Below are 25,281 nucleotides of genomic sequence, written 5' to 3'. Positions count from 1 at the left end.
ATCGGTGGCCTCGGCAACGACAGGCTGACGGGCGGCGCGGGAGCGGACATTTTCGTCTTCAACACCAGACTCACCACAAATAACATTGATCGGATCAACGACTTCAGCGTGGTCGACGACACAATCCTGCTGGAAAACGCCATCTTTACCACGCTCTCGGCAGGTACGCTTGCCGCCTCCGCATTTGCATCGAACATGACTGGCAAAGCCACGGACGCACTCGATCGGCTGATCTACGAGAAGGACAGCGGGGCGCTTTGGTACGATGCGGATGGCACCGGAAGCGGAGCGCGCATCCAGTTCGCGACGATCTCTGCTGGACTCAGCCTCACGGCGGTCGATTTCCTGGTGATCTGAACGGTGTCTGTCAAAGGAGTTGATGCCTGCTCGAAATGCTCGTTCTGCCGGCCGGACCATGATCCGCCGCCGCCGGCTCGATGGGTGACGTGCCCTTCAAATGATGTAGCTCGCCGGTAGCACCGCCGCCCGCTCGCCCGCTCACATCAAGCGCCGTAACAAGCGTACGGCGGCGCGGTGGTCATCGGGTTTTTCGGTAGGGTCGGGTTGCTGAGCCAACCTGAACCGAGGGATGCCCCGATGACCAAACCCATGATGGGCCTCCGTGCGCTGGTGGAGAAGAGCGCCGATGGGGACCTGCTGTGCGAGATGATCGGCTTCGCCGCCGAGCGGCTGATGGAACTCGAGCTAGGTGCCAAGACTGGTGCCGACTATGGCGAGAAGAGCGGCGAGCGCTTGGCGCAGCTCAGGTAACGTAGCCCGCTCTCTGCCTGAACCGACGCCTCGACAAGTCCCATTCCGGCTCCGCCTTGCACGGGGGCAAGTGACCCTCACCCCGCGGTCCTCCCCTGAGGTGACCCTCCGCTGACGGATCGCCCGCCGTCGGGAGATCTTCAGGGCATCGCAGGATCGTCCTGCGGCGGAGAAGGAAGACATGACCTACGTCTACGGCATCATCAACGACGGGATGCGGATCGAGAGCACCAGCTACTGGGACAGCCCGCCGGCGCGGCAGGGGTTGTTTGCCATGACCGGGAATGCCGGCGCCTGGCGCCTGCTGGTTCCGGACAGCCAGTGCCGGGCGCTGCCGGACATGGCCACGGCCCGTCATGTCGACATCGAGACCGGTGTCTTGTGCAATCGCCGGGTGGCAACGCTCTGGTTCGACGACGGCACCGCCACGCCGTTTCGCATGCTGCTCGATCAGCGCCTGTTCGACCGCGCACTCGCTCCCTCCACCTGCCGGCAGCCCTTGCTGGTCTACAGCCGGGACGGTCTGCAGCAGGAGCACATGATCCGTCGGGTGACCTGAGCGACCCCGCTCCGACCGCTTCGCCCGGGCCGGCGTCTGGCCCGGTCTCCCTGTCCTTCCGGGTCCCGCCGTCCGGACAGTCAGAACGGGTCATTGCCCTGTGGAGGGTGCATGACCACCACTTGAAGGAAGATACGAATGGTCACCCGTGACCAACTTTTCAACGATCCGATCCGCAGCTGGATGCCGATCGCCATCTACAAGGGCTATCTTGCCGGCATGCCGGACATTGTCATGGGGAAGATCCCGGGCCTCGTGGCCGCTGCGAGGGGATCGCGCTGGAAGACCTGGATCTGCGAAACCGGCCAGGAACGGGAGGATGTCCTGAAGCAGCTGGCCAGGCCCTGCCCGGTGACGCAAGGGGCGCTCGATTTCCGGCGCGGACCGGACAGGGCGGTTTCGCGTCCGGCCACCGGCCTGTCGCTGGGGCCCGGCGCCACCGCAAATGTCGCGGTCTATCCTCCGCCGGCCGAGGGCTGGCCCTGGCTCGTCCTGGTCTGGTCCCCACATCCTGCGCCGGGCCTGGAGCGTGGTCGCTACGCCTGGGACACCTTCGAGACGCAGCAGGCCCTTCACCATCATCTGCGGCACCTGCAGGGGCTTGTCCCTGACGAGCCCTGCCATGTGCTGTCGCCGGCCGCTCCCTGAGGCCCGGGCCCGGTTGCGGCCCCGCGCTGCCTTCGGCCGGGGGCGGCGCGAGGCCGGGCTGCCTTCGAGGGTGGGCCACCCGTCAGGCTGGCGCCATGGACGTGCGGGTTTTCGGCGAGATCTCCTCAAGATCGCGGCTTGAACCTCGACGGCCAGATTCCCGCTGTGACGCCACGCGGTGCCCGGGATCAGGATGAAGGAATCTCTGGCAAGCCTGGTGCCGAACTCCTGCTGATTGCGGTCGGGCCTGCCGGGATGAAGCATGCGGGATCCGGGCGGCGAGCCGAAGTCAGCACATGCAGCGGGCATTGGGCACGGCCGGCAGGGGCCCGGTTCCGGATCGGCGTCCTGTGCGGCTTGCTCCGGGTTGTGTGAGACGCCGCATGTCCGGTCTTCCGATCGTTCCCGGATGTCCGGATTAGCTCCGCATGGCCGGCCTTCGCCTCCTCGCGCAAGGCGAAGATGAAGTCAGTGGCGCCCATGAAGGTCCTGCCGGCCGTCAGGGTCGCTCGCGCAGGCAACAGCCGTCAGATGTCCTCGAACTGCTGAAGCATCCATGGCATGGCGACTCCCTCAGGGCAGGCGGCGCATTTGCCGTCCTCGCCGGAAGGATGAAGGTAACGCCGGCCCGCATGGGGCGCAGCCCGCCCGGAGGATCGTCCGGGAGCCTGTCGCCTGCGGGGGCAGGCCGGCACCGTTGCAGCGATGCGGTGCCGCCGGGAGGTGGCCGACCTCGCTGTTGAAGGACTCCTGGCCAAGGCGGAGGGCTCGGGCGACGACCGCCCGGACCCTCCCGGTGGATCGGGTCAACCCTGCCGCGCCTTCTTCGGGCGGGTCGAGTGACACGCGCCGGCGGATCCCGGTGCCGCGCCTCCGGAAGGCCCGTTCTTCCCGCCGGTAGCGCCGGCTTCGAAGGAGCGGTCCTCACCGCCCCCGTGCGAGGGTCGCTCACGCATCTTCTCGACCCAGGCCCAGGCGAGGCAGCGGCCGAAGTCGCGGGTCCAGAATGCGGCATCGAGATGGTCGGACGCCGCGGGCTCGATCCGGTCCGCGATCCAGGGGGCCCGGGGGGGATGATCTGGATTGGTGACCGCAGGCACCGACGAGGTTTCATGCAGGGCGCGCCACAGGGCGGGCGCGGTATCGGGATCGAGGGCCACGCCGATGCTGAAGATCGGCCGGAGACGGGGGGAGCGGGCCCAGAGGATGGCCACGAGGTTCTGGCCCGAAGCGACCGCATCGAGGAGCCATTGGCCGTCGTCGAGGGGAAGGGCGGGATATGTGCCGGCCAGTGCCGCGTTCAGCAGCTTGCGGGCGCTGGCCACGGCGTCGTCGGAGACCATGCTGCGAAGCTGCCGTGCAAAATGGCCGTTCAGGAGCATGACGTGATTGAGATGGGGGACCATGAGGTGTCCTTCGAGTGAGTTGCAGGCAGGAAGCGGCAGCTCGGAAGAGCCGCATCCTTGGGTCTTGCGGGTCGGATGTCGAAAGATGCGCGTGGCAGGAAAGGCGGGCTCCTGCCGGCAAATGATCCGGAACGGGTTCTATCCGGCGGTCGGGAAGTCCGGGTCACCGGGCGGATCCTCGTCCTTGCGATCTCTTCTGCATCTGGTCGTTTTCCTCTTTAGTCAGAGGATACTGGGCAAAAGGCGCGACTTGGCCGAGTCCGGGTTGACCTCACCCGGGGGGCGCGTGACCACACCCTCGGGTCCCGCAGGACGGGAACCGTGCTGACGCGCGCTCCCGCATGCGCCTTTCAAAAGGGGAAATTCATGGGCCTTGTGATGCCGCTTGTGGCTTACATCTCGGGACGGGGAGCCAATGCGGAAGATCCCGGCACCGCCTACAACATCCAGAAGAGGGCGTTCCTGGCCAGCGCACGCGATGCGCTGCAGCGGTTCTATGAGCATGTGCTGGAGCGGGAAGCGGCGGAGGGATCTCCGGGCCAGACAGTGATGCGGCGCAGCCATCAGGGTCCGGACGTGGTCTTCGAGACCGACCGGGGGGAGAGGCCGCAGTTGCAGGGCCTGCTCCGGTGCTGCACCATCGTGGCGGCCTATCCTTCCGATCTGTGCCGGGATCGGGAGGAGCGGACGCAAAACGAGCTTCTGGTCTTCCGGGATCTGGTCCGCGACATGTCCCCGGTCTTTCTTGTTCCGGGCTTCCGGCCGGAGGGATTTGCAAATCCTTTTCAGAAGAAGGCGCCGGAGCTTCATGCGGTCGGCTTGTCGCTGATGGCGCGGATCCGGTCGGAGGCCTATCGAACGTACAAGCCCGACGACCTCAACGAGTTCATATGCGATGTCATGGGCTACACCATCGACATCCGCTGGCGCAGCCAGGAGAGTGCGAAGCGAACGGCATGACGTCCGCAGGACGGGGCAGGTGGAACTGCATGGCCCTGAAGGGCAATGGTCGCCTTCAAGCCCTGCCCCCGGCCGACTTGTGCATCAGGCGGACCAGCAGCTGACGCATTCCGGGAGTCCGGGCACGCTCTGGCTCCGCCGCACGATCTGCGCAGTAACCCAAGGCAGCCGAGACGCCCACCAGCGCATCTGGATCGGCTGGAATGGCGGGCCGTCCGAAAGCCGGGTCGCAAGCTTCACAGGTCCGACCGTCATCGAGCGAGGACAGCCGTCTCTCGATCAGCGTGGTCAGGGACTTGCGGGTGCGTATTGATGTGGATACTGGTCATGGCTGCTCCCTGTCCGGCGCCGGCGGCAACCGGCGAAGGCGGTCTCTTCACCCGGGGAGCAGGTAACCCGTCCAGATTTCCAGCAGTTTATTCACTTCACCATTTCCGACAGGATGAACAATGCCCACGATCAGGGGAAACAACGGCGACAACCGGCTCGCAGGGCCGGATGATTTTTCCATTTCGACCTACATGTACGGCTATGGCGGCAACGACCTTCTTGCGGGAGGCTTCGGCGGCGACAATTACATCTGGGGCGGCAACGGGCATGACACGCTCGAGGGTGGCACGGGGATCAACCGCCTGTATGGCGAGGATGGGAACGACTACATCCGCGTCTTCTGGAGCAACACGGACAGCCGGCTGTTCGGGGGCGCCGGGAACGACATCCTTCAGGCCGGAGGCGGGGGAAACCACCTCGACGGCGGAGCTGGTTCCGATCACATGTACGGCGGCGACGGCGGCGACGTCTTTGTCGTGGACAGCATGCGCGACCGGATCTACGAGACCTGGGTTCCGCAGTATGACAACGAGCCCGATCCGGCGGATACCGTCCGGGCCCGCGTGTCCTACACGCTGTCCGCGGACAGCAGGATCGAGATCCTCGAAAGCATCAATCCGGCCGGCAGCAGGGCCATCAACCTGACCGGCAACGCGTTTTCGCAGACCATCAGGGGCAATGCCGGGGAAAATATCCTGCAGGGAATGGGCGGCAATGACCGCCTGGTGGGCGGTGCGGGTGCGGATGTCCTGTCCGGCGGCCCGGGCCGGGACACGGCAAGCTACGAGACCGCGACAACCGGTGTGACGGCGAGCCTTGCCAATCCCTCCAGGAACACCGGAGAGGCTTCCGGCGACGTCTACCGCTCGATGGAGGATCTTGCCGGATCACTGTTCAATGACAGGCTGACCGGCAATTCCCTTGCGAACAGGATCAGCGGGAGCGCGGGGAATGACCTTCTGCGCGGCGGTGCGGGTCACGACACGCTGATTGGCGGATCGGGAAACGACAGGCTGGTGGGAGATGCCGGCCAGGACATGCTCGTGGGCGGGGCTGGTGCCGACACTTTCCTGTTCAACCAGCCGTTCGACTCCGGCATCGACCGGATCGCGGATTTCAGGGCGGGGCAGGATCGCATTCAGCTAGACGATGCCGTGTTCGGCGCCCTCGGGGTCGGGCGTCTGCCGGAGGAGGCCTTTGCCGCGAACAACTCGGGCCGGGCCCTCGATCGGGAGGATCGCATCATCCTCGAGGCCGATACCGGCCGGCTGTTCTACGACGCGGACGGCAGCGGCAGGGGGCAGGCGATCCAGTTCGCCATGCTGGACACGCCGCACCTTCTTTCGGCAACCGATTTCTTCGTCATCTAGGGCCGGCACGGCACGCGCCTTCCGGCGCGTGTCTTCGCGGCAGGCTCGCCGGTAGCCCTGCTCCGGCCTCTGCCTGGCCGGAGCGGTTGCGGGCTCTTGGGCCGGACTTGCCTGTGCCTCTGCAGGCTTTGCTATAACAGGAAGTCGGTCGCCCCCATGCCGACGGCGCCGTCGATGCGCAGGCTGAAGTCGGCGCGGCCATCCCCGTCGATGTCGGCGCCGATGAAGGTGTTCCCGCGGACGAGGTCGTGGCGCAGTTCCCCCGCACGGCCGGAGAAGGATCTGGAGCCGATGAACAGGAAGGCCTGATCGCCATCCCTGGTCGCATCCGCATCGATCCCGCGCAGGTCGATACGATCCGCAGGTCCGAAATCGAGGATTCTGTCGCGACCCGCCGGTGCCGAGTCCCGGACATTGTGAAACACGAAGAGGTCGGCGCCCGCTCCGCCACGCAGCAGGTCGGTGCCGAGGCCTCCCAGGAGCCTGTCGTTTCCGCTGCCGCCCGCCAGGATGTCGTTTCCGGCGCCGCCCACGAGGGTGTCATGTCCCGCGCCTCCCAGGATCCTGTCCGCGCCGTCCCCGCCCCAGAGCGCATCCCTGTCCGCCCCGCCGCTGAGGAAGTCGCGCCCGAGCCCCCCGAACAGGCGGTCGTGGCCCTCCTCCCCCGCCAACTGGTCATTGCCGCTGCCCCCCAGAAGGACATCCGTGCCCCTGCCGCCGAGGATGGAATCCGCTCCTGAACCGCCGATCAGGCGGTCGGATCCGGCATAGCCCTTCAGCCAGTCGTTTCCGCTGCCGCCGGAAATCGTGTCTGCGCCGTCATTGCCGAGCAGCCAGTCGTTTCCGGTTCCGCCGTCGAAGCGGACGGGGCCATAGGTGAACCGCTGGGACGTGAAGTCCACAAGATCGTCGCCCGCGCCAGCATGGATGGTGGCGATGCCGGTGATCCGGGGTGTGGAATGACCCAGGCTGTCCATGAAGATGAGATCGGTGCCGGCCGTTCCCACGATCCTGTCCCGCGAACTTCCGCTCCAGATCGAGGTACTGTAGATGCCATAGACATCATACGAAGTGACTTCCGTAGGGTCGTAGGGGCTGCCGAGATCCCGGAAAGTGCGGTGAGCATAGCTTCCGCTCCAGTAAAATGTCGTCATGATTCAACTCTTTTAATCGTGTCTTCTGAATAAAGATGCTGCGAGGCTATCAGGGTGGATGGTCATGTCAACGCCGCAGCCCATCTCCGTTTGGCCAGGGATGGTCTGCTGCGGGAGAATGCGCCCTTCCGGGTGGCAGGCTGCGGACAGCGTCCATATGCGCTCGCAAGCTGGGTCTTTCCGAGCGAGCCGTGACAGCGCAAGAACAGCGCCTGTGCTTGATCGGCATTTCGGGGAAGAAGGCAGCGGGTCAGCCGAGAGCGACCAGAGCCAGGGTGAACATGAGCAGGCCCGGGCCCACGACGAGCCAGAAGGCGGCCGGAACCCTGCGTTCCTCTTCGGCCTGACGATCGAGGGCGCGCTTTACCGCTTCAAGATTGATGGGACGCCCGGAGGGCATTGGCTCCGGGCGGTCCTCGCCTGTCTCATTCGAGATATACATGCGGCCTCCCGTCCTGCGACCCTGCTGCCTGCGACAGGACAAGTGTACGATCCTTCGGGGGAGGCATGCACTTGTCTTTGGTTTCGGCGGATTATCCAAGGGAGGTGGGGTTCCGCCGAAAGACGCCACGCTGCGGGTGGCATGGCAATAAAAAGATGGACGCCCGGCAAGGCCTGGGCGTCCGTGCTGCATGGGGCGGAACCACAGCAGCAGAGGTGCGGCAGTTGGGGTCACCGTCTTGGGCAGGCGTTTGGCCAGCACCCCGCCTGACTTGTAACGCATCTGTGATCACGTGTCATCATGGACGTTTAAATATTTAGTTACATAAGCTTAATCATAAGATCATACGTTCGGACCTGGTTGATCCATGTTCAGCAGGCCTGCATCGACAGCCATGCGCAGCGTTTGGGCGGGAGTTCTGGCTCCAGTGGCCTGGGCTGCGGATTTGAGACGCGCCTTCACCGCGCTCTCCGTGATGCCGAGGATATGAGCGATATTCTTGTAGCGATGGCCCTTGGCAAGCAGGCGCAGGACCTCGAGTTGCCGGGCGGAGAGGGCAAGTTCGATGGGCCCATGCAGTTTTCCAAGGATCTGCCGGAGATGCAGAAGCTCCGAATCGCTGTAATTCCGGTCCCCCCTGGCAAAAATCCCGATGGTCCGGAGGGTCTGCCTGCCCTGGGTGAGGATGCTGACGACGGCGCCGTGAATGAGGCCGTGGCGGCGAAATTCGGCGAGAACACCGGCAGGGTCGCGATCGGCAAGTTCGCTCCAGCGGAGCGTGCCGCTGTTCTGGAAGGCCCACCGCATCAGGGGGTCGTGCAGAGCCATGGCCCGGGTGGAGTAGGCTTCGATCAGCCCGATTGGCAGCGAGTTGAGTTCGGTTTCGGGGGCGAGAAACCGTATCCGCCTCCCGATATAATAGCCGGCGGGAGCGAATGCGCGAAGCAGCAGCCTTTCCTTTTCAAAGCGCCTACTCATACCCACTCATGATCATGGTCCTGCATGTCCTGGATCCTCGCCAGGATCGGGCCGCACGGCAGGGGCGGCTCCGTTGGTTCTTATCCCGGGGAAGGCCAGGATCTGATGGTTGCGGGCCGCCGGCCTTCCGGTAGGTCGGGATCTGGCGGCGGTCCGGATCTGTTGATCAGACGAGAAGGAACTGGGACCCGATCATGGCCGCCTGGGTCCGGTTCTTGACGTTCAGCTTGGCGCAGATCGAGCGGACATGCATCTTGATCGTCACCTCGCTCACGCCGAGGCTCTGTCCGATTTCCTTGTTCATCATGCCCTCAGTCAGGCAGCGGAGGACTTCGATCTCCTTGGGTGTCAGGCCCTTCTCATCCGTAATGGAGGGACGAACAGCATTCAGGCGGACAGACATCGGCAGATAGACTTCGCCGGCGAGAACAAAATTGATGGCATTGACGAGCGAGCGGGCACTCTGGCTTTTCTCGACATAGCCCGAGACCCCCCGCTCCAGCGCCTCATAAACCACTCCGGCGGAGGCGCTGCCGGAAAAAAGCAGAATCGGATGCTGCTGGTTCAGTTCCAGGAGGCGCGGGATCGCGTCGAGTCCCGGCATCATGCCCGGCATTATCAGGTCGAGCAGGATGATGTCGAAGGGCCCCTCCGCCTTGATGAGGGTTTCAAGCTCCTCGACGGAACTTGCCTGCCGAACGTCCGCCTCCATCTGGACCGTCAGATAATTGGCCATCACTTCGCGGACCAGGCAGTGGTCGTCTGCAATGGCAATTGTTTTCTTCGGCATGGATTCTGGCTATGAAAAAAGCCTGCGGTCACAGGCAGTATACCGTCTTGCGCGATCGCCGGTCCGGAATGGGCGGGACTCCGGATTGAACCCGAAGCTGGTTAAATCCCCTTCATCCGACCGTCTCATGGGCGATTAACACGGGAAACGGGACGCCGCACCCTATCTTGGGAAGGATCCTTGCATCACGGGATATGTCCCAAGGTGTCGGGTGGGGCAATATCGCTTGCCGGACGACCGCAGGGACGGGCTGATGGCGTGCTCCCTATCCGAAAGATGGGGGTTGCTCGGAGGGCTGCTCCGTGAGTGGGTCCTCCGGGAGCCGCGCCAGCCGCTGCTTGTCCGAGTTGCTGGCGGATGCACGGGGCTGGCGAAGATCTTCCCAGCGGCTGCATCCGCTGCGCTTTCCCTCCGAAGAAGGGCCCCCGTGGTCCAGCCCGCGGGGTCCACTCCACGGAGGAAGGGAACATTGATCCGGGCATCGGGAGGAGAGCAGGGTGCCTGCCGGTTGGCCGCCTGGTCGAGGGTGGGGAAGCCCCTCCAACGGAGGCGTCTTACGGTCATTCGGGTACCGGCACTTCCCTTGGGATCCCCGAGGCAGCACCACGCCATGTTGCCCAGCCGAATTCCCTGCTGCCCGACAGCGGCAGAGACGGCTAGGGCCTTTGGCAAACTGTGACCTGCTGTCGGGATCACCTGCCCGCAGGCGACCATAACGAGGAGCCCATAGGTGAAAGTCTCCATCAAGTACAAGCTCGCCATGACCTTCCTTCTGGTCTTCATGCTGATGGGATCCGGTACGGTTCTCGGCATCATCGACCTTCGCCATTCCAACCGGACGATAGAGGAAATTGCCGGTTCATTGGCGGCCCGGGTGGATGCCGCCCGCCAGCTGGAGGTCGAGCAGGCGGAGTTCAACATAGTGCTTCGCGATTATGTCTTCGCAGGCGACGCGGCGGAGCGTGCGGCGCTGAAGGAGGACATCACGAGACTCCGGGGGGCGATGAGCGCGAGCATTGATCATCTGAATGAACTGGCCGACGAGGCCGGACAACCGATGATTGCCGCCTACAGCGAGCAACGGAAGGCGGCGGCCGCGATCAACAATCAGGTCTTCTCCCTGGCCGAAAATGGGCAGGCCCGGGAGGCCGCCCGTCTTCTCGCCACCGATTCCCGCAAGGGCATGGAGGCCCTGGCGCGGGAACTGGAAGCCTTCCGTGATGTCTATCGCGCCCAGATGGCCACGGCGACAGAGGAGGCGGGTCGAAAGGCGCGCGCCAACCTGCTCAACCTGTCGCTGCTCGCCCTCGCGGCGGTCATCGCGGGCGGTCTCGCGGCCATGACGGTCATCCGCTCGATCACCCGGGGAATTGGCAGTGCTCTTGCCCTCTCGCGGCGGGTCGCCGAGGGCGACCTCACGATGCTCGCGGAGCGGCGGGGGTCGGACGAGATCGCAGACCTTCTCGAAGTCAACAACACCATGATCGTCAAGCTCCGGGATGTCGTCGGGCGGGTCACGGCGGCGACGGGTGAGGTCGTGGCGAACAGCCAGACGATGGCGTCCACCTCCGAACAGCTCTCGCAGGGCAGCAATGAGCAGGCATCTGCGACCGAAGAAGCCTCGGCTTCGGTCGAGCAGATGGCGGCGAACATCAAGCAGACGGCCGACAATGCCGGGCAGACGGAACATATCGCTGCCAAGTCGGCCGATGATGCGCGGACCTCGGGAATGGCGGTTCGCGAGGCGGTCGCAGCGATGCGCGAGATCGCGGATCGCATCACGGTGGTCCAGGAGATCGCGCGCCAGACCGACCTTCTTGCGCTCAATGCCGCCGTGGAGGCCGCCCGGGCCGGCGAGCATGGGCGCGGCTTCGCGGTTGTCGCATCCGAAGTCAGGAAGCTCGCCGAACGCAGCCAGTCCGCCGCCGCCGAAATCTCGCAGCTCTCGGCGCGAACCTCGACCACGGCCCGAACGGCAGGCGAGATGCTGGACCGGCTTGTTCCCGACATCGAGCGAACCTCGGAACTTGTCTCGTCCATCTCTGCCGCCTCGCGGGAGCTCTCGGTCGGTGCTCAGCAGGTGGCGCTGGCCATCCAGCAGCTCGATCAGGTGACCCAGCAGAACACGACCGCGGCGGAGGCGCTGGCGAGCGGGGCAGGTGAACTCTCGACCGAGGCCGACCAGCTCAAGGATGCGGTCGCCTTCTTCCGCACCGGCCAGGTCCAGACGGGCCCCGTTGCAACGCCATTGCCGGAACGTCGCCCTGCCTCCAGGCCGGTGCCCCGTGTGGTGGGGCGCGGCTTCGGCCTCGACATGTCGGATCGCCGCCATGTCGGGTGATCTGATATCCCTGACCTACAAGAGCCGCGCCCGCCTTGCCGATCCGCAGGCGGATATCCTGAACATCGTCCGGATGAGCCGCGTGATGAACCCCCGTCTCGGGATCACCGGCATCCTGTTCTACAACGGCTTCCACTTCGTGCAGACGCTCGAGGGGCCACGAAGCGGCTGCAACGAGCTGTTCTCCTGCATCTCCAGGGATCCCCGCCACGAGGGGCTGGTGGCCTTCGGATTGTCCGGGATCGAAAGGCGACGCTTTCCCAACTGGTCCATGCAGCTGGTCTCGCGCCGGGACCTGTATGAGCTTGTGCCCGAGTTGAAGCTGCTCGACGACGGGGACCATGAGGAGATTGCGAGGATTCATGCCAGCATCATCGCGAGGCTGGCTGCGACGGACCTGTCCATGGCCAGAGGGGCCCAAATGATGGAAGCGCCCCTGCGGCGCGACCAATGGGACGAGGATCTCGCGCCGATCGCGTCAGCCTGATTTCTCGGCCCGGAAGTCGGGAAAGCCGATCCGCCCGCGGCGTCTGCTCGACGCGCTGGGGCGTGCCGTCGGATCGGCGTGAACGGCCGCCCTGCTCGCGCGCGGGATCCGGACGGCGTTACGGCCGACCTTCTGCAGGGCACCCCTGGCGGAACGGCCTGTCCGGTCTTCACGGATGCCGCCGACAGGCGCCCATGGACAACCCCGGCAAGCAAACGGGCGGCCAATGGCCGCCCGTCCATGTCGATCCGAAGAGGGTGCGCTCAGGCGAGAACGAGGTTCGTCGCCGACTCGCGGCCGTTGCGGTCACGCTCGAGGTCGAAGGTGACGGCCTGGCCGTCATCGAGCTGCCGGATGCCGGCGCGCTCAAGCGCGCTGACGTGAACGAACACGTCCTTGGAGCCGCCCGCCGGAGCGATGAAGCCGAAACCTTTGGTGGCGTTGAACCATTTCACGGTGCCATTGGCCATCGTGATGTTTCCTTGTCTTGTGTGCCACCCGCTTTATGCGGTGGCCTGGCTCAGTGTCGTCAGAGTCGCAACTGAAGCCGCAAGGAAACAGAAGGTCGAAAGAGGATGCTTAGCCCTGCCTGCATGACAGAAATCGCCCCTCGAAACAAGCCTCGATCGAAAACATGACATCGGGGCGCCGGGAGCAGGAGCCAAGGGGTCTTCCGCGCAGGCGCCGCGAGCGGGGGCTTTCGATCGATCCCGGGACGGTCACGGCTCGTAGAGGCGGCGCAGGTCCGCCTCGGTGACCCCGTCGGCCTCCATGACCATCCGGATCATGGGATCGTCCAGCATCGCCTGCAGGAAGAACCGGTCGAGCGGCTGGCCGGACGCTTCGTCGCGCGCGACCGCCGCGTCGAGGTCCGCCAGCCGCACGGTCAGGGCCCGGGCGAGGTTGGGCATGTCCGCGGGGGGATGAAGATGGATCACCACCGACGCCCGCCATGCCGCCGGATCCGACAGGCCCGCCGGGGCCCGGATCTCGGTATCGAGCTGATAGCGGCCGGCCGGAAGCTCGCCATCAAAGCCGGGCAGGCGGAACGGCCGCAGGAACACCGCGGTGGATCGGACGATGCGGTCGGCCATGATGGTCCTCCTCCTGTCTCGGGGCCCGCTCGCGATCCGCTGAGGCGCTTCATGCGCGGCGAATGTCCGGAGCGGCCGTTCCCGCGGTGTCGGCATTGACCGGTCCGGCGGGACGACGTTCGCATTCGCAGAGGCGACCGCGGCGCGATCCCGGCGCAGGGCACCATCCAGGGCGCGGAGATCGATTGGACGCCGCTCGCGCCGGTTCCAGTGCTCGATCGTGATGTAGAACTGGATCTCCCGCCAGCAATCTTCCGTCGGCTGATGGTTGGCATCCACCTCGGCGCAGATCTCGTACGTTCCCGATGGGAAAAGGTTGCGACCCAGCCGGAACGCGGCCCGGAAGGAAGCATTCCAGTGGAGGGTGCGTCGTTCCATGGCTGCTCTCCCTTGCAAGCGACCGTGCAGTGCTGTCCTGACGAGAGGATCGAAAGATGACGCGACCTCCTGATGCGGGCAGTCCTGCGTCGCGTGGCAGGCCGCCCTGAAAGGGCCGGATCTCGTCGGACCTTGCTTTCGGGACCCGTCGTCCCCATCTCGAGGCATGGCACGGGGATCTGCACCGCGCCCCGCCTTCCGGACCACGGGCGGGACTGGAGGCGCCTCTCGACCCCCCGCGTCTTCCCGAAAATGCCTGCGATTTTTCTCCTGCAACCGCGACCGGCGCGTGCCTGCCGGGACCCCTTCAACCGGAGAGCCCCATGGCCAAAGGCATGAACATCCGCGGAGACCGGCAGACGAAGAAGCCGAAACAGCCGAAGAAGGCGCCCGCCGTCGTGACTGTGACGCGCACCCACTCGGCCTCGGCGCTGTCGTCCGGCACGAGCCCCCTGAAGAAGCCCTGAACCGTGCGACGCGGGACGGCGGATGCATCCGCCGGCCTTCCCTGCGGCCGCCGGACCGTGCGCGCGACGGCGGCCCTCGATGACAGAACAAGGAACAGCAATGCCATCCCCCAAGCCCGATCCCCTTCGCGCCAGTCCTGGCCATGCCGCACAGCGCGCCGACGCTGCCTCCAAGGCAATTGTCGCCGCCGAAACAGATGCGCGGAATGCACAGGTCGCGCGCCAGCGGGCCGCACGGCTCGAACGCGACGCGATACTCGCGGCCCTGCCTGCGGAGCCCAAGCCGCTGCGGAAATCCGGCCGGAAATGACCGCCGTTCCCCGGGGAGCCGCGTGGTCCGAGCACGGATAATGAGGACCGGCTCCTCCTTGCGAAAGAGCCGGCCCGCCGTCATGAAACGAACTGTCCGAATACCGCCGCATCAATAGGCACCGTGAAATCCCCTCGCCCGTCGCGGGCCGCTTCCGAACGTGCCGCACCCGAGCCCCTCATCTCCGTCGCAGCGTATCCTGCCCGACGCTGATCCCGGCGATCAGCCGGGCCGCCGCCCTGTGCAACTCGGCATCGCCGTCCTCGGGATGCCCCACATGGGCCGCCGCCGCATCCTCGAGGATGCCCGCGATCTCGGCCTCGGGCAGGATCTTCCTGTCGAGCAGCGAGAGAAGCAGGGCCTCGCAGATCGCCAGGGCCGCGACTCCTGCAGTGTCCGGGGGATGCACGTGCATGATGGGACCTTCAGGACAGGGGTGATGGTCGGATGCCTGGCGACCGAACCCGTCGAGTATGGCAGCATTCGCGAGGCGGGTACTGATTCAGAGCAGCGTCATGCCGGGTCGCTGTGATAGACAGGTCAACGGGCCGCTCTTCGACGGCCGGGGATGCCATGTCGATCGCGAACCGCCCTCTCGCCCGCAAGCTCGGCGCCTTCGCCGTGCTTTCCGAGGACGAGTTGACGGTTCTCGAGGCCATGCACCGACGCCGTCGCGTCTATTCCCCGGGGCAGGACATGATCCATCAGGGGCAGGAGCGCCACTCGGCCCATGTCCTCGCCTCCGGCTGGACATCGTCCTACAAGCTGCTGCCGGACGGGCGCCGGCAGATCGTCGATTTCCAGGTTCCGGGCGATTTCCTCGGGCTTCGGTCGCTGCTGTTCCGCACCTCCGATCACAACATCATGCCGGTGACGAGGATCGAAGCCTCCGAGGTCTCGATCCAGGATCTCCTCAGGGACTTCAATCGCGTGCCGCGTCTGGCGGCGGCGGTGCTGTGGGCGGCCTCGCGCGACGAGGCCATGGTGGTTGAACATCTCGTGGGCGTCGGCCGCCGGGAGCCGAGGGAGCGGCTGGCGCACTTCTTCCTCGAACTCCACGCGCGGCTGCGGCTTGTCGGTCTCGCGACCGCGACCTCCTTCGATTGCCCGCTGTCGCAGTATCATCTCGCCGACGCGCTCGGGCTGACCGCGATCCACGTGAACCGGGTGCTTCGCGGATTTCGGGAGACGGGGCTGATGAGGTTCCAGAAAGGCAAGGTGGAGTTCCTCGACCTTGCCGAGCTGGTGCGGCTGGCCGGTTTCGACATTGCCTATCTGGATCAGGAGGAACCCCTGCTGAGCGCCGCGCTGTGAAGGGTGCCGGGGTTGGCCAGGGTCCGGACGCCGATGCGTCTTGAGCCGGGTGCAGCCCATCAAGGCCGGTTGCGCCATGAACTCCTGGCCGTGACGGCCTCTCTTTTTTAGGCATCGTGGGTCTGATGCTTCTTGAGAGCATGGCGCGCCAGGACAACCTCGCGGCCGAGCGTGGCAACGGCGAATGGCAGGCCGAGTGGTGGTGCAAAACAAACTTCCTCGCCCCGAACGGTCCCGTGACGGAATGTACGGACCGGGGCGGCTACTGGTGGCAGGTCACAAGCTTGAGCGACCCCTGCTACAGGGTCGAGGGCTGGTGCGACGGTAAGGGCTTCGGTCCTGACTGATGCCGCCGGTGGCTACCGATACTATTTGCTCGGCAATTCGGTTCCTGTGCGCGTTCATCTGCGCAAGGGTCTGAAAGCTGGGGCACAGGTACCTGATGCCGCAACGGGTGCGCTACGGTATGCGCACACTTATCTCAGCCGCATCGAGCAAGGCCCGGAGGTCCAGGAGATAACCGAGGAGGAATTTCGGAAGCACTGTGAATATGTTTATTCACACGGCAAGACTTAATTAACCAAAATTAATCAGATCAGGAGAAAATGCAGGGAACATTCTAGCGCTTTCGGCTCAGGTCTTTTGACATTCCTTTGTCAAGATCGGCTTGCTTTCCCAGCTCCTCTAGCCTAGCCCATTTGTCTTTCCGCGATTTCTCCTCGAATTTCTCGCCAGCCTTCTGCCTATCTTCTTTCTTTGAAAGAACGTTCGCCTTGAGGTATTCAGCAGCCTCGGCCCTCGTGATATGTCCTTGGCCGAGCTTTTCCATCATCTCGGCATGCTCAAACGCTTTGGCCTTCTCCAAGTTGTAACCGCTCTCTACAAGAAAAAGATCGGCTGAGGCAAAAGCTGTCCGCTTGTTTCCATCCACGAAAGGATGATTGCGGGCGATCCCTTCCGCATAACTCGCGGCAAGCTGAAAGGTATCTTGTTCTCCGTAGGCATAAAGGTTCTGAGGCCTGGCAAGAGCAGATTCGAGCAAGGCGGCGTCCCGTAATCCATGCGAGCCGCCGCCTATGTCGATCATAGTTTCGTGGATTGCTTCGACGGCTTCCCGATCCAGCCAGCGTGGCTCGGTCACCGGTTCGCCAATTCGATGATGGTGTTCCGGTGGTATTCGGCACGCTCACGGATGAGACGCTTGCGTTCTTCCGATACACCCTCAGTCTGACCAGTCAGAGAGCGATATTCTTCAGCCGATAAAAGCACGAGGCGATCACGGTTATGACTAGTGATAATAACCGGTTCGCGTTGCGCGGCGTCGCTATAAGTACCGACGTTTTGCTGAAACTCTGTAGATGTGACGCGCATTTTTTATTCTCCTACTTTCTAAAATTTTATTATAGATAAAATAGATAATTTGTCAACTTTCTTTGCCTCTGCGCGGCAAAACGGAACGTTTGTGCAACATGCTCATCGGCTACGCCCGGGTGTCCAAGGCGGACGGCTCGCAGTCCCTCGAGCTGCAGTGCGCCGTGCTTGCCGCCGCGGGCATATCGGCGGAACGGATCTACGAGGATCGTGCCTCGGGCGCGCGCGACGACCGGCCGGGGCTCGAGGCCTGCCTGCGTGCCCTGCGGCAGGAAGATGTGCTCGTTGTCTGGAAACTCGACCGGTTGGGGCGCACGCTGAAGCACCTGGTGAACCTGGTGCGCGATCTGTCGGATCGCGGGATCGGCCTGCGCGTGCTGACCGGCCAGGGCGCCGAGACGACACCACCACTCCGGCCGGACGCCTGATCTTCGGCATCTTCGCCACGCTCGCCGAGTTCGAGCGCGACCTGATCCGCGAGCGCACGATGGCGGGTCTTGCCGCCGCCCGCGCGCGCGGGCGCAAGGGCGGGCGGCGGTTCGCGCTGACCAAGGCGCAGGTCCGGCTTGCCCAGGCTGCGATGAAGGACCGCGACACCTCGGTCTCGAAACTCTGCGCCGAACTCGGGATCAGGCGCGTCACGCTCTACCGCCACGTCGGACCCGACGGGGCGCTGAGGGACCACGGGAAGCGGGTGCTCGGTCTTCAGGGCGCGCTCTGAGACATCAATGGCCACGGATGAAGGTCATCGGGCCAGGCCCTCCACCTCCGGCGGAACAAGGGTCGCGCACTGCGCTCGACCCGTCTCTCCTGCGAGAGACACACTTCAGGCAGGAGGTGCTGCCTTGCCCGGCCAGACCCGCAGGCTTCATGTCCGGGTGGACGATCGGCTGAAGGCCGAGGCCGCCGGGGTGCTCGCCGCGATCGGGTTGACGATGTCGGAGGCGGTGCGCATCCTGCTCACGCGGATCATCCAGGAGAGGGGCCTGCCCGGCGGCCTGACCGTGGATCGTGCGACGCATGACACCTGGTTCCGTGCCAAGATCCACGAGGCGCTGGCGGATGGTGCGGCGGGCTCCCGCGGCGGGAGCATGAACGACGGGGTGGGGAATCCTTCCGGAAAGCGAGGCTGCGATGTCGGGCCACGGGACGAATGACGAGATGCCGGCGGAGGCGGGTGCCTCCGCCGATGCGCGTGCTGCGACTGCCGGTCCGGCGGAGCGGGAACGAGCGGCGGCCGAGGGCACGGGACAGCCGGTGACGCAGGACCAGCCGCTCATCGTGGGAATCGGCGCCTCGGCGGGCGGCATCCGCGCGCTCGGGGGCTTCTTCCGCCACATGCCGCACGACATCGACGCGGCCTTCGTCGTCGTCACCCACCTCAATCCGCAACGCGAGAGCCTGCTTCACGAGGTGATCGGCCGGCAGACGACGATGCCGGTCGAGATCGCCGCGCCGGGGCAGAAGGTGGTGCCGGGGCATGTCTATGTCATGCCGCAGGGCCATATCCTGACCATCCGCCACGGCTGTCTCGAACTTGAGCCGGAAGACAGCCTGAAGCGCGAGCGCAAGCCCATCGACGTGTTCCTCAGCTCGCTCGCCGTCGATCAGGGCGAGAACGCGGTGGGCATCATCATGTCGGGCGGCGACGGCGACGGCACGCTGGGCGTCAAGGCGTTGAAGGAGCGTGGCGGCCTCACCGTGGCGCAGGTCTCGGACGGCTCGGAGGTGCTGAATGCCGAGATGCCCGACAGCGCCATTGCGAGCGGCCTCGTCGACTTCGCCATCTCCGCCGAGGAGATGGGGCCGACGCTGCAGCGCATCCACCAGAGCCACGGCGCGCTTGCCGACATCGTCGCGCGGGAACACACGGAGAGCGAGGCCGGCACCCTCGCCCGCGTCCAGGACGAGATCGCCCGGATCCTGCGCACGCATTGCGGCCACGACTTCGCGCGCTACAAGGGCAAGACCTTCCTGCGCCGCGTGCGGCGGCGGATGCAGGTCGCTCACATCCCGTCGCTGGAGGCGTATATCGAGCGGCTGCGCACGACGCCCGGCGAGGCGCAGGCGCTGTTTCGCGACCTGCTGATCAACGTCACCGACTTCTTCCGCGATGCGGAGGCCTTCGCCACCCTGGAAGGCACCGTGATCCCGCGGCTCTTTCAGGGCCGGGGCGCCGACGAGACGATCCGGGTCTGGGTCCCGGGCTGCGCCACCGGCGAGGAGGTCTATTCCATCGGCATCCTGATGCGCGAGGCGATGGAGGCGTCCGAGCCCGCCCCGCGGGTGCAGATCTTTGCCACCGACATCGACGAGGCGGCGCTCAGCGTCGCCCGTGCCGGGCGCTACCCCGAGCCGATGCTGGAGAGCGTCTCGCCCGAGCGGCGCAAGCGCTTCTTCCGGCGCGAGGGGGCGAGCTTCGTCGTCTCGAAGGACGTGCGCGACCTCTGCATCTTCTCGCCGCACAGCGTGATCAGCGACCCGCCGTTCTCGCGGATGGACCTGGTGTCGTGCCGCAACCTGCTGATCTATTTCGGAGCCGACCTGCAGAAGCAGGTGATCCCGACCTTCCACTATGCGTTGCGGCCGGGCGGCTACCTGTTCCTCGGCACCTCGGAAAGCATCGGGGCGCATGGCGACCTCTTCGCGCCGGTGGACAAGAAGCAGCGCATCTTCCAGAGCCGCGGGCTCGACGGCCGGCGGCCGCGCCTGCCGCTGGCGCTCGGGGGCAGCACATCCGTGCCGGCGCGGTTCGAGGATGGCGAGCGCGCGCAGGCCGCCTCGGGCTACCACCTGCGCCAGCGGGTCGAGGCCCAGGTCCTCGACCATCACGCGCCGCCCCATGTCGTCATCACCCGGCAGGGCGACATCGTCTTCTACTCGGCCCGCACCGGGCAATACCTCGAGGCGCCGCGCGGTGCGCCGAGCCGGCAGCTGATGGAACTCGTCCGGCGCGAACTCAGGCTCGACCTGCGCGCGGCCCTGCGCCAGACACTGGAAACGGGGCGCATTGCGGAGCGGTGCGCCACGCTGCTGGCAGCCGGGGGCGAGCCGGCGGAGCGGGTCGAGATGACGGTCGAGCCGCTCGAGGCGCGCGAGGGCGGCGAGCCCCTGTTCCTCGTGCTCTTCCGCCCGCTCGGGGCCGCGCCGCGGGCGAGCGAGGCCGAGGCCACCGCACCGCACGCCGCCGAGGCGCTGGAGATCGAGCTGCGCGAGATGCGCGAGCGTCTGCAATCCACCGTTGAGGAATACGAGACCGCGCTGGAAGAGCTGAAGTCCTCGAACGAGGAACTGGTCTCGGTCAACGAGGAGGCGCAATCCACCAACGAGGAACTCGAGGCCTCGAAGGAGGAGATGCAGTCGCTGAACGAGGAATTGAGCACCATCAACCTCGAGCTGAACAGCAAGGTCGAGGAGCTGGATCGGGCGAACAGCGATCTCGCCAATCTCTACTGCGCGACGCAGATCGCCACGGTGTTCCTCGACCGCAACCTGGTGATCCGGCACTTCACGCCGGCGGCCTCGGCCTTCTTCAACCTGCGCGCCTCGGACGTGGGCCGGCCGCTCACCGAACTGGCGAGCGTGCTCGACTACCCCGAACTGCAGGACCACATCGCGCGCGTCTTCGCGAGCGGCGAGCTCCTGGAACACCGGCTCGACGCCACGGGGGACGAGCGGCACTATCTCGTCCGCCTCACTCCCTACTGCGACGGTGGCGACGGGATGCAGGGCGTGGTGGTCACCTTCGTCGACATCACCAGCCTCGCCCAGGCCGAGGCGCAGCAGAAGGTGCTGATCGCCGAGCTGAACCACCGGGTGAAGAACATGCTCTCGGTGGTGATCAGCATCGTCCACATGACCGGGCGACGGAGGTCGGCGGCCGAAGACTTCATCGCCACACTGGTGGAGCGGCTGCATGGCATGGCGCGTGCCTACGACCTGCTGTCGCGCGCCTCCTGGAGCCAGGTGACAATCCGCGATCTCGCGGGGCTGGCGCTGGGGGGCTACGGGGAGCGACGCATCGGTCTCGCCGGGCCCGACGTCTTGCTCACCCCCACGCAGGCGCTGGCGCTGGGGATGGTGATCCACGAACTCGCCACCAACGCGGCGAAATACGGCGCCCTCTCGGGCGGCGCCGGCCGTGTGTCCCTCGACTGGACGGCCGGGGAAGGACAGGTGCGCCTGGTCTGGCAGGAGCACGACGGTCCGCCCGTGGCGCGCCCCGACCACAAGGGCTTCGGCCTCACCCTGATCGAGGGGCAGGTCCAGAGCCAGCTTCAGGGGACCGTCGAGGAGCACTTCGAGCCGGACGGCTTCCGCATGACGCTGACCTTCCCGCTGAATGCCGCAAGCGACAGCGACGCCGACTGAAGCCGGCCATCGTGGATGGCCCCGACGCGTTGCGCCGGCAAAGACGGGCGACTGACGTCGACGGGCACCTGCCAGGGTTCCTGGTCCCAGCTCATGGCCTTGTGGGCACAACGCCTGTTGAACAGCAGCTCCCGAAGAAATCTTCGGGAATTTTTCTGCGCCGGCATGCCTGCCAAGCGGACGAAGCGGACATTGCCCGTGCTCAGGCACGGGCGCTCGAAGCGTCGATCTCGGCTGCGAGTTGCCGGCACCTGGCGCTCGCCCATCCGTGCGCATCAGCGCCGAATAAGAGCCGTCGCGCCGGGTCGGGAGAGGACGCTTCGGCGACGATCAGGGCGGACAGTGCCGCCGGATCGTTCTGCTGCGCACCGTTTGCTTCCGCGATGAATGTGCGAAAGCCGTCCGCCGCCTCGGCATAATCCGCAATCTCGAGATGACCCTGTCGTGCAGTGGATGGGTCGAGGAAGTTTGTGCGCATCATGCCCGGTTCCACGATGAGAGAGCGGATGCCAAGCGGTGCGATCTCTTCGGCGACGCCCTCCATCCAGCCTTCGAGCGCGAACTTGGATGCCGAGTAGATCGATCCGCCGGGATTCGAGACCAGGCCGTTCACCGACGAGATGGTAACGACGAGGCCCGAGCGCTGCCGGCGCATCGTGGGCAGCACCGCGCGCGCAATGTTCATCGCTCCGAAGAGGTTGATCTCGAACTGCCGGCGCACGTCTTCCTCCGGGATGGTCTCGAACCATCCAAGCTGGGCGCGGCCGGCGTTGTTGACCATGATATCGATCCGGCCAAACGCCTCCATGGCTGCATCATGCGCAGCCGAAGCCGCCCGGGCATCGGTCACGTCGAGGGGTAGCACGAGCAGGCTGTCGTCCGGAGCGGACAGGCTTTCGGCAAGCCCGTCGACGCTTCGGCTGGTTGCCACGACCTTGTCGCCGGCGCGCAGTGCATCGCAGGCGAGCAGATGCCCAAGTCCCCGGCCAGCGCCGGTGATAAACCATACCTTGTCAGTCATAGTCGCCTCCTTTGGTTGGCGAACTGATAATTATCCCATCGATGCAGTATGGGATTAGTGCCTCGAAATTTGTCGGGCCAATTAGTAAGACTACTGAATGAACCCGCGTAAGTTCTCGGACCTCGTCATATTCAATCGCGTTGCCGAAGAGCGCAGCTTCACTGCGGCGGCACGGAGCCTCGGCGTGACCCAGTCCGCCGTAAGCCAGACCGTCAAGCGCCTCGAGCGGGAGATGGGCATCAGGTTGTTGTCCCGCTCGACACGTAGCCTTGCCCCGACTGCGGCAGGCGAGCGGCTGCTGGCCACACTCTCGCCGGTCATCGCGGAGCTTGATGCGAAAATCGAGGACCTGGAACAGCTGCGCGAGGAACCGGGCGGGCGCCTGCGGGTGACATGCGGCAAGCATGCCGCAGACACGCTTGTCTGGCCGGCCTTCTCGCGACTGATAGCGGCCCATCCCGAGATCGACGGCGAGCTGAGCGTGGAGAACCGGCATGTCGACATCGTCGCGGAACGGTTCGACATCGGGATACGGCTGCGCGAAGACTTGGAGATGGACATGGTCTCCGTGCCAGTGGGCCCTCCGTTGAGAGCTGTCGTTGTGGGGGCGGCGCGGTACCTCGACACCCGCGATCCTCCGCGCACGCCGCGCGACCTGGCAACGCATCGCTGCGTCGGCTTCCGAAAGGCGGACGGCGCCTTATCGCCGTGGTCGTTCGAGAAGGACGGACATGCCGAGTCTGTAAAGGTGTCGCCGTCCCTGATCGTCAATGAAGGCGACGCGCTCGTCGGGGCCGCCTGCGCAGGGGTGGGCTTGGCCTACATGCTCGAAGATCTCGCCGCGCCCTTTCTGAAAGAAGGGCAGCTCGTCGAGGTCCTTGCCGACTGGTGCCCGCCGTTTCCGGGCTATCACGCCTTCTATTCGAGCCGGCGCCATCCAACCCGTGCTTTCACTCTCTTCCTGGAGAATTTGCGGCAGGAAACCAGGGAGAGAACCAGCGAATAGACCGCAATGGGCTCGAAGCAGCCATGCGGCGCTGCGACGATCACCTCGCCCAGGTGTGGTGGTCCACCTGGCACAGACGGCCCAAACCTGCCTTTCGCTTCGTGGCCGAGCGCTGCGGCGCAGCTCCATCAGACCGGCCATTCGTCGACCACGCAGCATTTCGACAAATCAAAGGTCCCTAGCGCGGACATTGCTGCCGTTCATTGCCTATGTAAGTATGCCTTGAACAAGGTATCGAGGAACAAACGGTTGAACCCTCCCTATCATGGCGGCTGCGAATGTGGCGCAATCCGATATACGGTCAGCGCCGCCCCGATAGTTATTTATGCGTGTCACTGCACGATCTGCCAGACCCAGTCGGGAAGCGCCTTTGGTATGGCGATGCGGATTTCTGCCGAGAGTTTCTCGCTGACGAAGGGTACACTCAAAACCTTCAGGCGCGTGGCGGACAGTGGGCAGGTCTTCACCAATTCGTTCTGTCCGTATTGTGGGACACGTATCCATCATCGGGCAGACCGAACCCCCGGCCAGATCAGTCTTAAGCCCGGAACATTGGACAATTCATCCTGGCTGCGACCCAGTCATCACGTCTTCCTGCGAAGTGCCCAGACGTGGGTTGTCATACCTGACGATGCGCTGAGGTTCGAGACCGTTCCTGAAAACAGGGCTTGGCTTCGCGGGGAATGACCGGACGACCGCCTGCAATGGGGCTCGAAGCGGTCATGCGGCGCTGCGACGATCACCTCGCCCAAGTGTGGTGGTCCACTTGGCACGGACGGCCCACTCCGCCCGCTGCCTCGCAACGGACGGTCCGACGAATGCCGAAAGGGGTCAAACTTGCGCGCCGGATCACAGGTCACACTACGTGATCGACCGCGGTAAGGTGATCAAAGCTGGCCCGTGGAGTGACGAGCAGGTTGAAGCCGAGCGCCGTCGTGATCGCGCCGCCAAAGCGCATTTCTACGGGCAGACGCCGCAAGTCGGACTTCCGGCAGGGCCCGCTCGGCTACAGGAAAAACCGAGCTTCTGGCGCTATCTATGGACTCGGATTTTCGGCAGATTGCAGACAATAGGCCCGTCGGATACTCGCCAACGGGCTTATTGGATCATTAGTAGCTCTCTTCTACTTGGCCGCGCGTGACAAGGAGGAGCAGTACTTGCACATCGTGAGAGCTGTCAGGCGGCGAGGGTCTTCATGACCAACTCCGGGGCGGCTTGGATGACCCGAACATAGGCGACGGCAAAATCAGGTGCCGTGGCTCTCGCCTGCTCCCAATCCCTCAGAGTCCCGACAGGGACACGGAAACGCTCCGCGAAATCGGCCTGCGAGAGCCCGAGGCCCGACCTTACCTTGCGGATCAGCCGCGCCCGCTGGCCGCGATCCATTGCCTCCGCCGTCGCATCGAAATCTTCCGCGTCGGACGGGTCAGCAGGAAGAACGATAGGCTCTTTCTTCACCATTGTTGCTCCTTCTCACGGAAATATAGCGGGGCAGATCGCCCCGCCATGTGAACACGGCCGTGAAGAGCTTCCCCTCGACCTCACCTACAACCTTGAAGCGCTCTTCCTGATCTTCGGCACGGATCGAGGGGATAATGAGGTGACTATCGTCCTCGAAGATCCGATCGCCAAAGATCAGTGGCAACTTGTGCTTCTGCAGGTTCGCGGCGTCTTTCGTGGGATCGAAACTGCTCTCCATAGCCACCAATATAC

General features: G+C 64.9%; 29 protein-coding genes and 2 pseudogenes. 18 read left to right on the top strand and 13 right to left on the bottom strand.

What is annotated here, in order from left to right:
* From ACTVZP_RS19715 to ACTVZP_RS19700, 4 genes and pseudogenes are all read left to right on the top strand, one after another.
* Positions 1-357 (top strand): calcium-binding protein (locus tag ACTVZP_RS19715; RefSeq protein ID WP_458575426.1); only part of this gene is annotated, 357 nt, incomplete at its 5' end.
* Between the two features lie 240 nt (positions 358-597).
* A pseudogene (locus tag ACTVZP_RS19710) lies at positions 598-762 on the top strand (IS256 family transposase); the annotation flags it as partial.
* 190 nt (positions 763-952) lie between these two features.
* Positions 953-1,330, top strand: coding sequence for a hypothetical protein (locus ACTVZP_RS19705; protein ID WP_443213874.1), 378 nt, complete (start codon positions 953-955; stop codon positions 1,328-1,330).
* Between the two features lie 138 nt (positions 1,331-1,468).
* Positions 1,469-1,978: a hypothetical protein gene (locus ACTVZP_RS19700; protein WP_443213873.1), complete on the top strand. Its 510-nt coding sequence runs from the start codon at positions 1,469-1,471 to the stop codon at positions 1,976-1,978.
* A gap of 806 nt (positions 1,979-2,784) precedes the next feature.
* Here ACTVZP_RS19700 and ACTVZP_RS19695 read toward each other — a convergent pair.
* Positions 2,785-3,384 carry a hypothetical protein gene (locus ACTVZP_RS19695; RefSeq protein WP_443213872.1) on the bottom strand — a complete coding sequence of 200 codons (600 nt, stop codon included), beginning with the start codon at positions 3,382-3,384 and terminating at the stop codon, positions 2,785-2,787.
* Positions 3,385-3,750: 366 nt separating this feature from the next.
* Here ACTVZP_RS19695 and ACTVZP_RS19690 point away from each other — a divergent pair, with 366 nt between their 5' ends.
* Both ACTVZP_RS19690 and ACTVZP_RS19685 read left to right on the top strand, forming a co-directional pair.
* On the top strand, positions 3,751-4,344 hold the full coding sequence (locus tag ACTVZP_RS19690) for a hypothetical protein (protein WP_443213871.1): 594 nt from the start codon (positions 3,751-3,753) through the stop codon (positions 4,342-4,344).
* A 449-nt stretch (positions 4,345-4,793) separates the two neighbouring features.
* Complete coding sequence (locus ACTVZP_RS19685) at positions 4,794-6,044, top strand: calcium-binding protein (protein WP_443213870.1); 1,251 nt, start codon at positions 4,794-4,796, stop codon at positions 6,042-6,044.
* Between the two features lie 131 nt (positions 6,045-6,175).
* On the opposite strand, the gene ACTVZP_RS19680 is transcribed toward ACTVZP_RS19685, so the two are convergent.
* The 4 genes from ACTVZP_RS19680 to ACTVZP_RS19665 all read right to left on the bottom strand — a co-directional run bounded on the left by ACTVZP_RS19680 (position 6,176) and on the right by ACTVZP_RS19665 (position 9,408).
* On the bottom strand, positions 6,176-7,198 hold the full coding sequence (locus ACTVZP_RS19680; protein ID WP_443213869.1) for a calcium-binding protein: 1,023 nt from the start codon (positions 7,196-7,198) through the stop codon (positions 6,176-6,178).
* A gap of 250 nt (positions 7,199-7,448) precedes the next feature.
* Entirely contained in the window at positions 7,449-7,640 is a 192-nt protein-coding gene (locus tag ACTVZP_RS19675) for a hypothetical protein (RefSeq protein ID WP_443213868.1), read from the bottom strand.
* Positions 7,641-7,982: 342 nt separating this feature from the next.
* The gene (locus tag ACTVZP_RS19670; protein ID WP_443213867.1) at positions 7,983-8,618 is read right to left on the bottom strand and encodes an autoinducer binding domain-containing protein; all 636 of its coding nucleotides are present in this window, start codon (positions 8,616-8,618) and stop codon (positions 7,983-7,985) included.
* 166 nt (positions 8,619-8,784) lie between these two features.
* A complete protein-coding gene (locus ACTVZP_RS19665) occupies positions 8,785-9,408 on the bottom strand; it encodes a LuxR C-terminal-related transcriptional regulator (protein WP_443213866.1) in 624 nt (207 codons plus the stop codon).
* Between the two features lie 730 nt (positions 9,409-10,138).
* On the opposite strand from ACTVZP_RS19665, the gene ACTVZP_RS19660 reads away from it, so the two are divergent.
* Positions 10,139-11,749 carry a methyl-accepting chemotaxis protein gene (locus ACTVZP_RS19660; RefSeq protein WP_443213865.1) on the top strand — a complete coding sequence of 537 codons (1,611 nt, stop codon included), beginning with the start codon at positions 10,139-10,141 and terminating at the stop codon, positions 11,747-11,749.
* Positions 11,739-12,236 carry a BLUF domain-containing protein gene (locus tag ACTVZP_RS19655; RefSeq protein WP_443213864.1) on the top strand — a complete coding sequence of 166 codons (498 nt, stop codon included), beginning with the start codon at positions 11,739-11,741 and terminating at the stop codon, positions 12,234-12,236. The genes ACTVZP_RS19660 and ACTVZP_RS19655 overlap by 11 nt, the downstream gene beginning before the upstream one ends.
* A 263-nt stretch (positions 12,237-12,499) precedes the next feature.
* On the opposite strand, the gene ACTVZP_RS19650 is transcribed toward ACTVZP_RS19655, so the two are convergent.
* Positions 12,500-12,706, bottom strand: coding sequence for a cold-shock protein (locus ACTVZP_RS19650; RefSeq protein WP_443213863.1), 207 nt, complete (start codon positions 12,704-12,706; stop codon positions 12,500-12,502).
* A 249-nt stretch (positions 12,707-12,955) separates the two neighbouring features.
* Positions 12,956-13,330: a hypothetical protein gene (locus tag ACTVZP_RS19645; RefSeq protein ID WP_443213862.1), complete on the bottom strand. Its 375-nt coding sequence runs from the start codon at positions 13,328-13,330 to the stop codon at positions 12,956-12,958.
* Positions 13,331-14,031: 701 nt separating this feature from the next.
* On the opposite strand from ACTVZP_RS19645, the gene ACTVZP_RS19640 reads away from it, so the two are divergent.
* Positions 14,032-14,175: a hypothetical protein gene (locus ACTVZP_RS19640; protein ID WP_443213861.1), complete on the top strand. Its 144-nt coding sequence runs from the start codon at positions 14,032-14,034 to the stop codon at positions 14,173-14,175.
* A gap of 488 nt (positions 14,176-14,663) precedes the next feature.
* Here ACTVZP_RS19640 and ACTVZP_RS19635 read toward each other — a convergent pair whose 3' ends face one another.
* Positions 14,664-14,900 carry a hypothetical protein gene (locus ACTVZP_RS19635; RefSeq protein ID WP_443213860.1) on the bottom strand — a complete coding sequence of 79 codons (237 nt, stop codon included), beginning with the start codon at positions 14,898-14,900 and terminating at the stop codon, positions 14,664-14,666.
* Between the two features lie 158 nt (positions 14,901-15,058).
* Between ACTVZP_RS19635 and ACTVZP_RS19630 the strand changes: the two genes are divergently transcribed.
* Positions 15,059-15,799, top strand: a complete 741-nt coding sequence (locus tag ACTVZP_RS19630) for a Crp/Fnr family transcriptional regulator (protein ID WP_443213859.1) — start codon at positions 15,059-15,061, stop codon at positions 15,797-15,799.
* Between the two features lie 125 nt (positions 15,800-15,924).
* Complete coding sequence (locus tag ACTVZP_RS19625; RefSeq protein ID WP_443213858.1) at positions 15,925-16,146, top strand: hypothetical protein; 222 nt, start codon at positions 15,925-15,927, stop codon at positions 16,144-16,146.
* Positions 16,147-16,418: 272 nt separating this feature from the next.
* Here the strand turns inward: ACTVZP_RS19625 and ACTVZP_RS19620 are convergent, their stop codons facing one another.
* The gene (locus tag ACTVZP_RS19620; protein WP_443213857.1) at positions 16,419-16,940 is read right to left on the bottom strand and encodes a type II toxin-antitoxin system death-on-curing family toxin; all 522 of its coding nucleotides are present in this window, start codon (positions 16,938-16,940) and stop codon (positions 16,419-16,421) included.
* On the bottom strand, positions 16,937-17,170 hold the full coding sequence (locus tag ACTVZP_RS19615) for a type II toxin-antitoxin system Phd/YefM family antitoxin (RefSeq protein ID WP_443213856.1): 234 nt from the start codon (positions 17,168-17,170) through the stop codon (positions 16,937-16,939). The genes ACTVZP_RS19620 and ACTVZP_RS19615 overlap by 4 nt, the downstream gene beginning before the upstream one ends.
* Before the next feature lie 98 nt (positions 17,171-17,268).
* Between ACTVZP_RS19615 and ACTVZP_RS19610 the strand changes: the two genes are divergently transcribed.
* From ACTVZP_RS19610 to ACTVZP_RS19590, 5 genes and pseudogenes are all read left to right on the top strand, one after another.
* Positions 17,269-17,598 (top strand): recombinase family protein, encoded by a 330-nt coding sequence (locus ACTVZP_RS19610; protein ID WP_443213855.1) that lies wholly within the window; start codon positions 17,269-17,271, stop codon positions 17,596-17,598.
* Positions 17,595-17,639: pseudogene (locus ACTVZP_RS19605) on the top strand (hypothetical protein); the annotation flags it as partial. The gene ACTVZP_RS19610 and the pseudogene ACTVZP_RS19605, both read left to right, overlap by 4 nt.
* An 18-nt stretch (positions 17,640-17,657) precedes the next feature.
* Positions 17,658-17,891, top strand: coding sequence for a hypothetical protein (locus tag ACTVZP_RS19600; RefSeq protein ID WP_443213875.1), 234 nt, complete (start codon positions 17,658-17,660; stop codon positions 17,889-17,891).
* Between the two features lie 124 nt (positions 17,892-18,015).
* Positions 18,016-18,327 carry a type II toxin-antitoxin system RelB/DinJ family antitoxin gene (locus tag ACTVZP_RS19595; RefSeq protein WP_443213854.1) on the top strand — a complete coding sequence of 104 codons (312 nt, stop codon included), beginning with the start codon at positions 18,016-18,018 and terminating at the stop codon, positions 18,325-18,327.
* Positions 18,305-21,541: a CheR family methyltransferase gene (locus tag ACTVZP_RS19590; protein ID WP_443213853.1), complete on the top strand. Its 3,237-nt coding sequence runs from the start codon at positions 18,305-18,307 to the stop codon at positions 21,539-21,541. Before ACTVZP_RS19595 ends, ACTVZP_RS19590 begins: the two co-directional genes overlap by 23 nt.
* 202 nt (positions 21,542-21,743) lie before the next feature.
* Here ACTVZP_RS19590 and ACTVZP_RS19585 read toward each other — a convergent pair whose 3' ends face one another.
* The gene (locus ACTVZP_RS19585; protein WP_443213852.1) at positions 21,744-22,562 is read right to left on the bottom strand and encodes an SDR family oxidoreductase; all 819 of its coding nucleotides are present in this window, start codon (positions 22,560-22,562) and stop codon (positions 21,744-21,746) included.
* A 97-nt stretch (positions 22,563-22,659) separates the two neighbouring features.
* Here ACTVZP_RS19585 and ACTVZP_RS19580 point away from each other — a divergent pair, with 97 nt between their 5' ends.
* Positions 22,660-23,568, top strand: coding sequence for a LysR family transcriptional regulator (locus ACTVZP_RS19580; protein WP_443213851.1), 909 nt, complete (start codon positions 22,660-22,662; stop codon positions 23,566-23,568).
* Positions 23,569-23,574: 6 nt separating this feature from the next.
* The gene (locus ACTVZP_RS19575) at positions 23,575-24,255 is read left to right on the top strand and encodes a GFA family protein (RefSeq protein ID WP_443213850.1); all 681 of its coding nucleotides are present in this window, start codon (positions 23,575-23,577) and stop codon (positions 24,253-24,255) included.
* Positions 24,256-24,744: 489 nt separating this feature from the next.
* On the opposite strand, the gene ACTVZP_RS19570 is transcribed toward ACTVZP_RS19575, so the two are convergent.
* Together ACTVZP_RS19570 and ACTVZP_RS19565 are read right to left on the bottom strand one after the other, a co-directional pair.
* Entirely contained in the window at positions 24,745-25,029 is a 285-nt protein-coding gene (locus tag ACTVZP_RS19570; protein ID WP_443213849.1) for a helix-turn-helix domain-containing protein, read from the bottom strand.
* Positions 24,995-25,213 (bottom strand): BrnT family toxin, encoded by a 219-nt coding sequence (locus ACTVZP_RS19565; RefSeq protein WP_443213848.1) that lies wholly within the window; start codon positions 25,211-25,213, stop codon positions 24,995-24,997. The genes ACTVZP_RS19570 and ACTVZP_RS19565 overlap by 35 nt, the downstream gene beginning before the upstream one ends.
* Between the last annotated feature and the right edge of the window lie 68 nt (positions 25,214-25,281).

The organism is Rhodobacter sp. NSM, assembly GCF_052244495.1.
Classification (GTDB): Bacteria; Pseudomonadota; Alphaproteobacteria; order Rhodobacterales; family Rhodobacteraceae; genus Cereibacter_A.
Note: the sequence above shows the minus strand (reverse complement) of the source record. Positions and strands in the feature narration are given on the sequence as shown.

What these genes read in the sequence shown, in the direction of transcription:
- ACTVZP_RS19680 (WP_443213869.1), bottom strand. Translation starts at nt 7,198, where the DNA reads ATGACGACATTTTACTGGAGCGGAAGCTATGCTCACCGCACTTTCCGG.
- ACTVZP_RS19705 (WP_443213874.1), top strand. Translation starts at nt 953, where the DNA reads ATGACCTACGTCTACGGCATCATCAACGACGGGATGCGGATCGAGAGC.
- ACTVZP_RS19600 (WP_443213875.1), top strand. Translation starts at nt 17,658, where the DNA reads ATGGCGGGTCTTGCCGCCGCCCGCGCGCGCGGGCGCAAGGGCGGGCGG.
- ACTVZP_RS19640 (WP_443213861.1), top strand. Translation starts at nt 14,032, where the DNA reads ATGGCCAAAGGCATGAACATCCGCGGAGACCGGCAGACGAAGAAGCCG.
- ACTVZP_RS19570 (WP_443213849.1), bottom strand. Translation starts at nt 25,029, where the DNA reads ATGGTGAAGAAAGAGCCTATCGTTCTTCCTGCTGACCCGTCCGACGCG.
- ACTVZP_RS19665 (WP_443213866.1), bottom strand. Translation starts at nt 9,408, where the DNA reads ATGCCGAAGAAAACAATTGCCATTGCAGACGACCACTGCCTGGTCCGC.
- ACTVZP_RS19630 (WP_443213859.1), top strand. Translation starts at nt 15,059, where the DNA reads ATGTCGATCGCGAACCGCCCTCTCGCCCGCAAGCTCGGCGCCTTCGCC.
- ACTVZP_RS19700 (WP_443213873.1), top strand. Translation starts at nt 1,469, where the DNA reads ATGGTCACCCGTGACCAACTTTTCAACGATCCGATCCGCAGCTGGATG.
- ACTVZP_RS19650 (WP_443213863.1), bottom strand. Translation starts at nt 12,706, where the DNA reads ATGGCCAATGGCACCGTGAAATGGTTCAACGCCACCAAAGGTTTCGGC.
- ACTVZP_RS19655 (WP_443213864.1), top strand. Translation starts at nt 11,739, where the DNA reads ATGTCGGGTGATCTGATATCCCTGACCTACAAGAGCCGCGCCCGCCTT.
- ACTVZP_RS19645 (WP_443213862.1), bottom strand. Translation starts at nt 13,330, where the DNA reads ATGGCCGACCGCATCGTCCGATCCACCGCGGTGTTCCTGCGGCCGTTC.
- ACTVZP_RS19695 (WP_443213872.1), bottom strand. Translation starts at nt 3,384, where the DNA reads ATGGTCCCCCATCTCAATCACGTCATGCTCCTGAACGGCCATTTTGCA.
- ACTVZP_RS19615 (WP_443213856.1), bottom strand. Translation starts at nt 17,170, where the DNA reads ATGCGCGTCACATCTACAGAGTTTCAGCAAAACGTCGGTACTTATAGC.
- ACTVZP_RS19685 (WP_443213870.1), top strand. Translation starts at nt 4,794, where the DNA reads ATGCCCACGATCAGGGGAAACAACGGCGACAACCGGCTCGCAGGGCCG.
- ACTVZP_RS19625 (WP_443213858.1), top strand. Translation starts at nt 15,925, where the DNA reads ATGCTTCTTGAGAGCATGGCGCGCCAGGACAACCTCGCGGCCGAGCGT.
- ACTVZP_RS19590 (WP_443213853.1), top strand. Translation starts at nt 18,305, where the DNA reads ATGTCGGGCCACGGGACGAATGACGAGATGCCGGCGGAGGCGGGTGCC.
- ACTVZP_RS19670 (WP_443213867.1), bottom strand. Translation starts at nt 8,618, where the DNA reads ATGAGTAGGCGCTTTGAAAAGGAAAGGCTGCTGCTTCGCGCATTCGCT.
- ACTVZP_RS19635 (WP_443213860.1), bottom strand. Translation starts at nt 14,900, where the DNA reads ATGCACGTGCATCCCCCGGACACTGCAGGAGTCGCGGCCCTGGCGATC.
- ACTVZP_RS19690 (WP_443213871.1), top strand. Translation starts at nt 3,751, where the DNA reads ATGGGCCTTGTGATGCCGCTTGTGGCTTACATCTCGGGACGGGGAGCC.
- ACTVZP_RS19575 (WP_443213850.1), top strand. Translation starts at nt 23,575, where the DNA reads ATGGGCTCGAAGCAGCCATGCGGCGCTGCGACGATCACCTCGCCCAGG.
- ACTVZP_RS19610 (WP_443213855.1), top strand. Translation starts at nt 17,269, where the DNA reads ATGCTCATCGGCTACGCCCGGGTGTCCAAGGCGGACGGCTCGCAGTCC.
- ACTVZP_RS19675 (WP_443213868.1), bottom strand. Translation starts at nt 7,640, where the DNA reads ATGTATATCTCGAATGAGACAGGCGAGGACCGCCCGGAGCCAATGCCC.
- ACTVZP_RS19585 (WP_443213852.1), bottom strand. Translation starts at nt 22,562, where the DNA reads ATGACTGACAAGGTATGGTTTATCACCGGCGCTGGCCGGGGACTTGGG.
- ACTVZP_RS19580 (WP_443213851.1), top strand. Translation starts at nt 22,660, where the DNA reads ATGAACCCGCGTAAGTTCTCGGACCTCGTCATATTCAATCGCGTTGCC.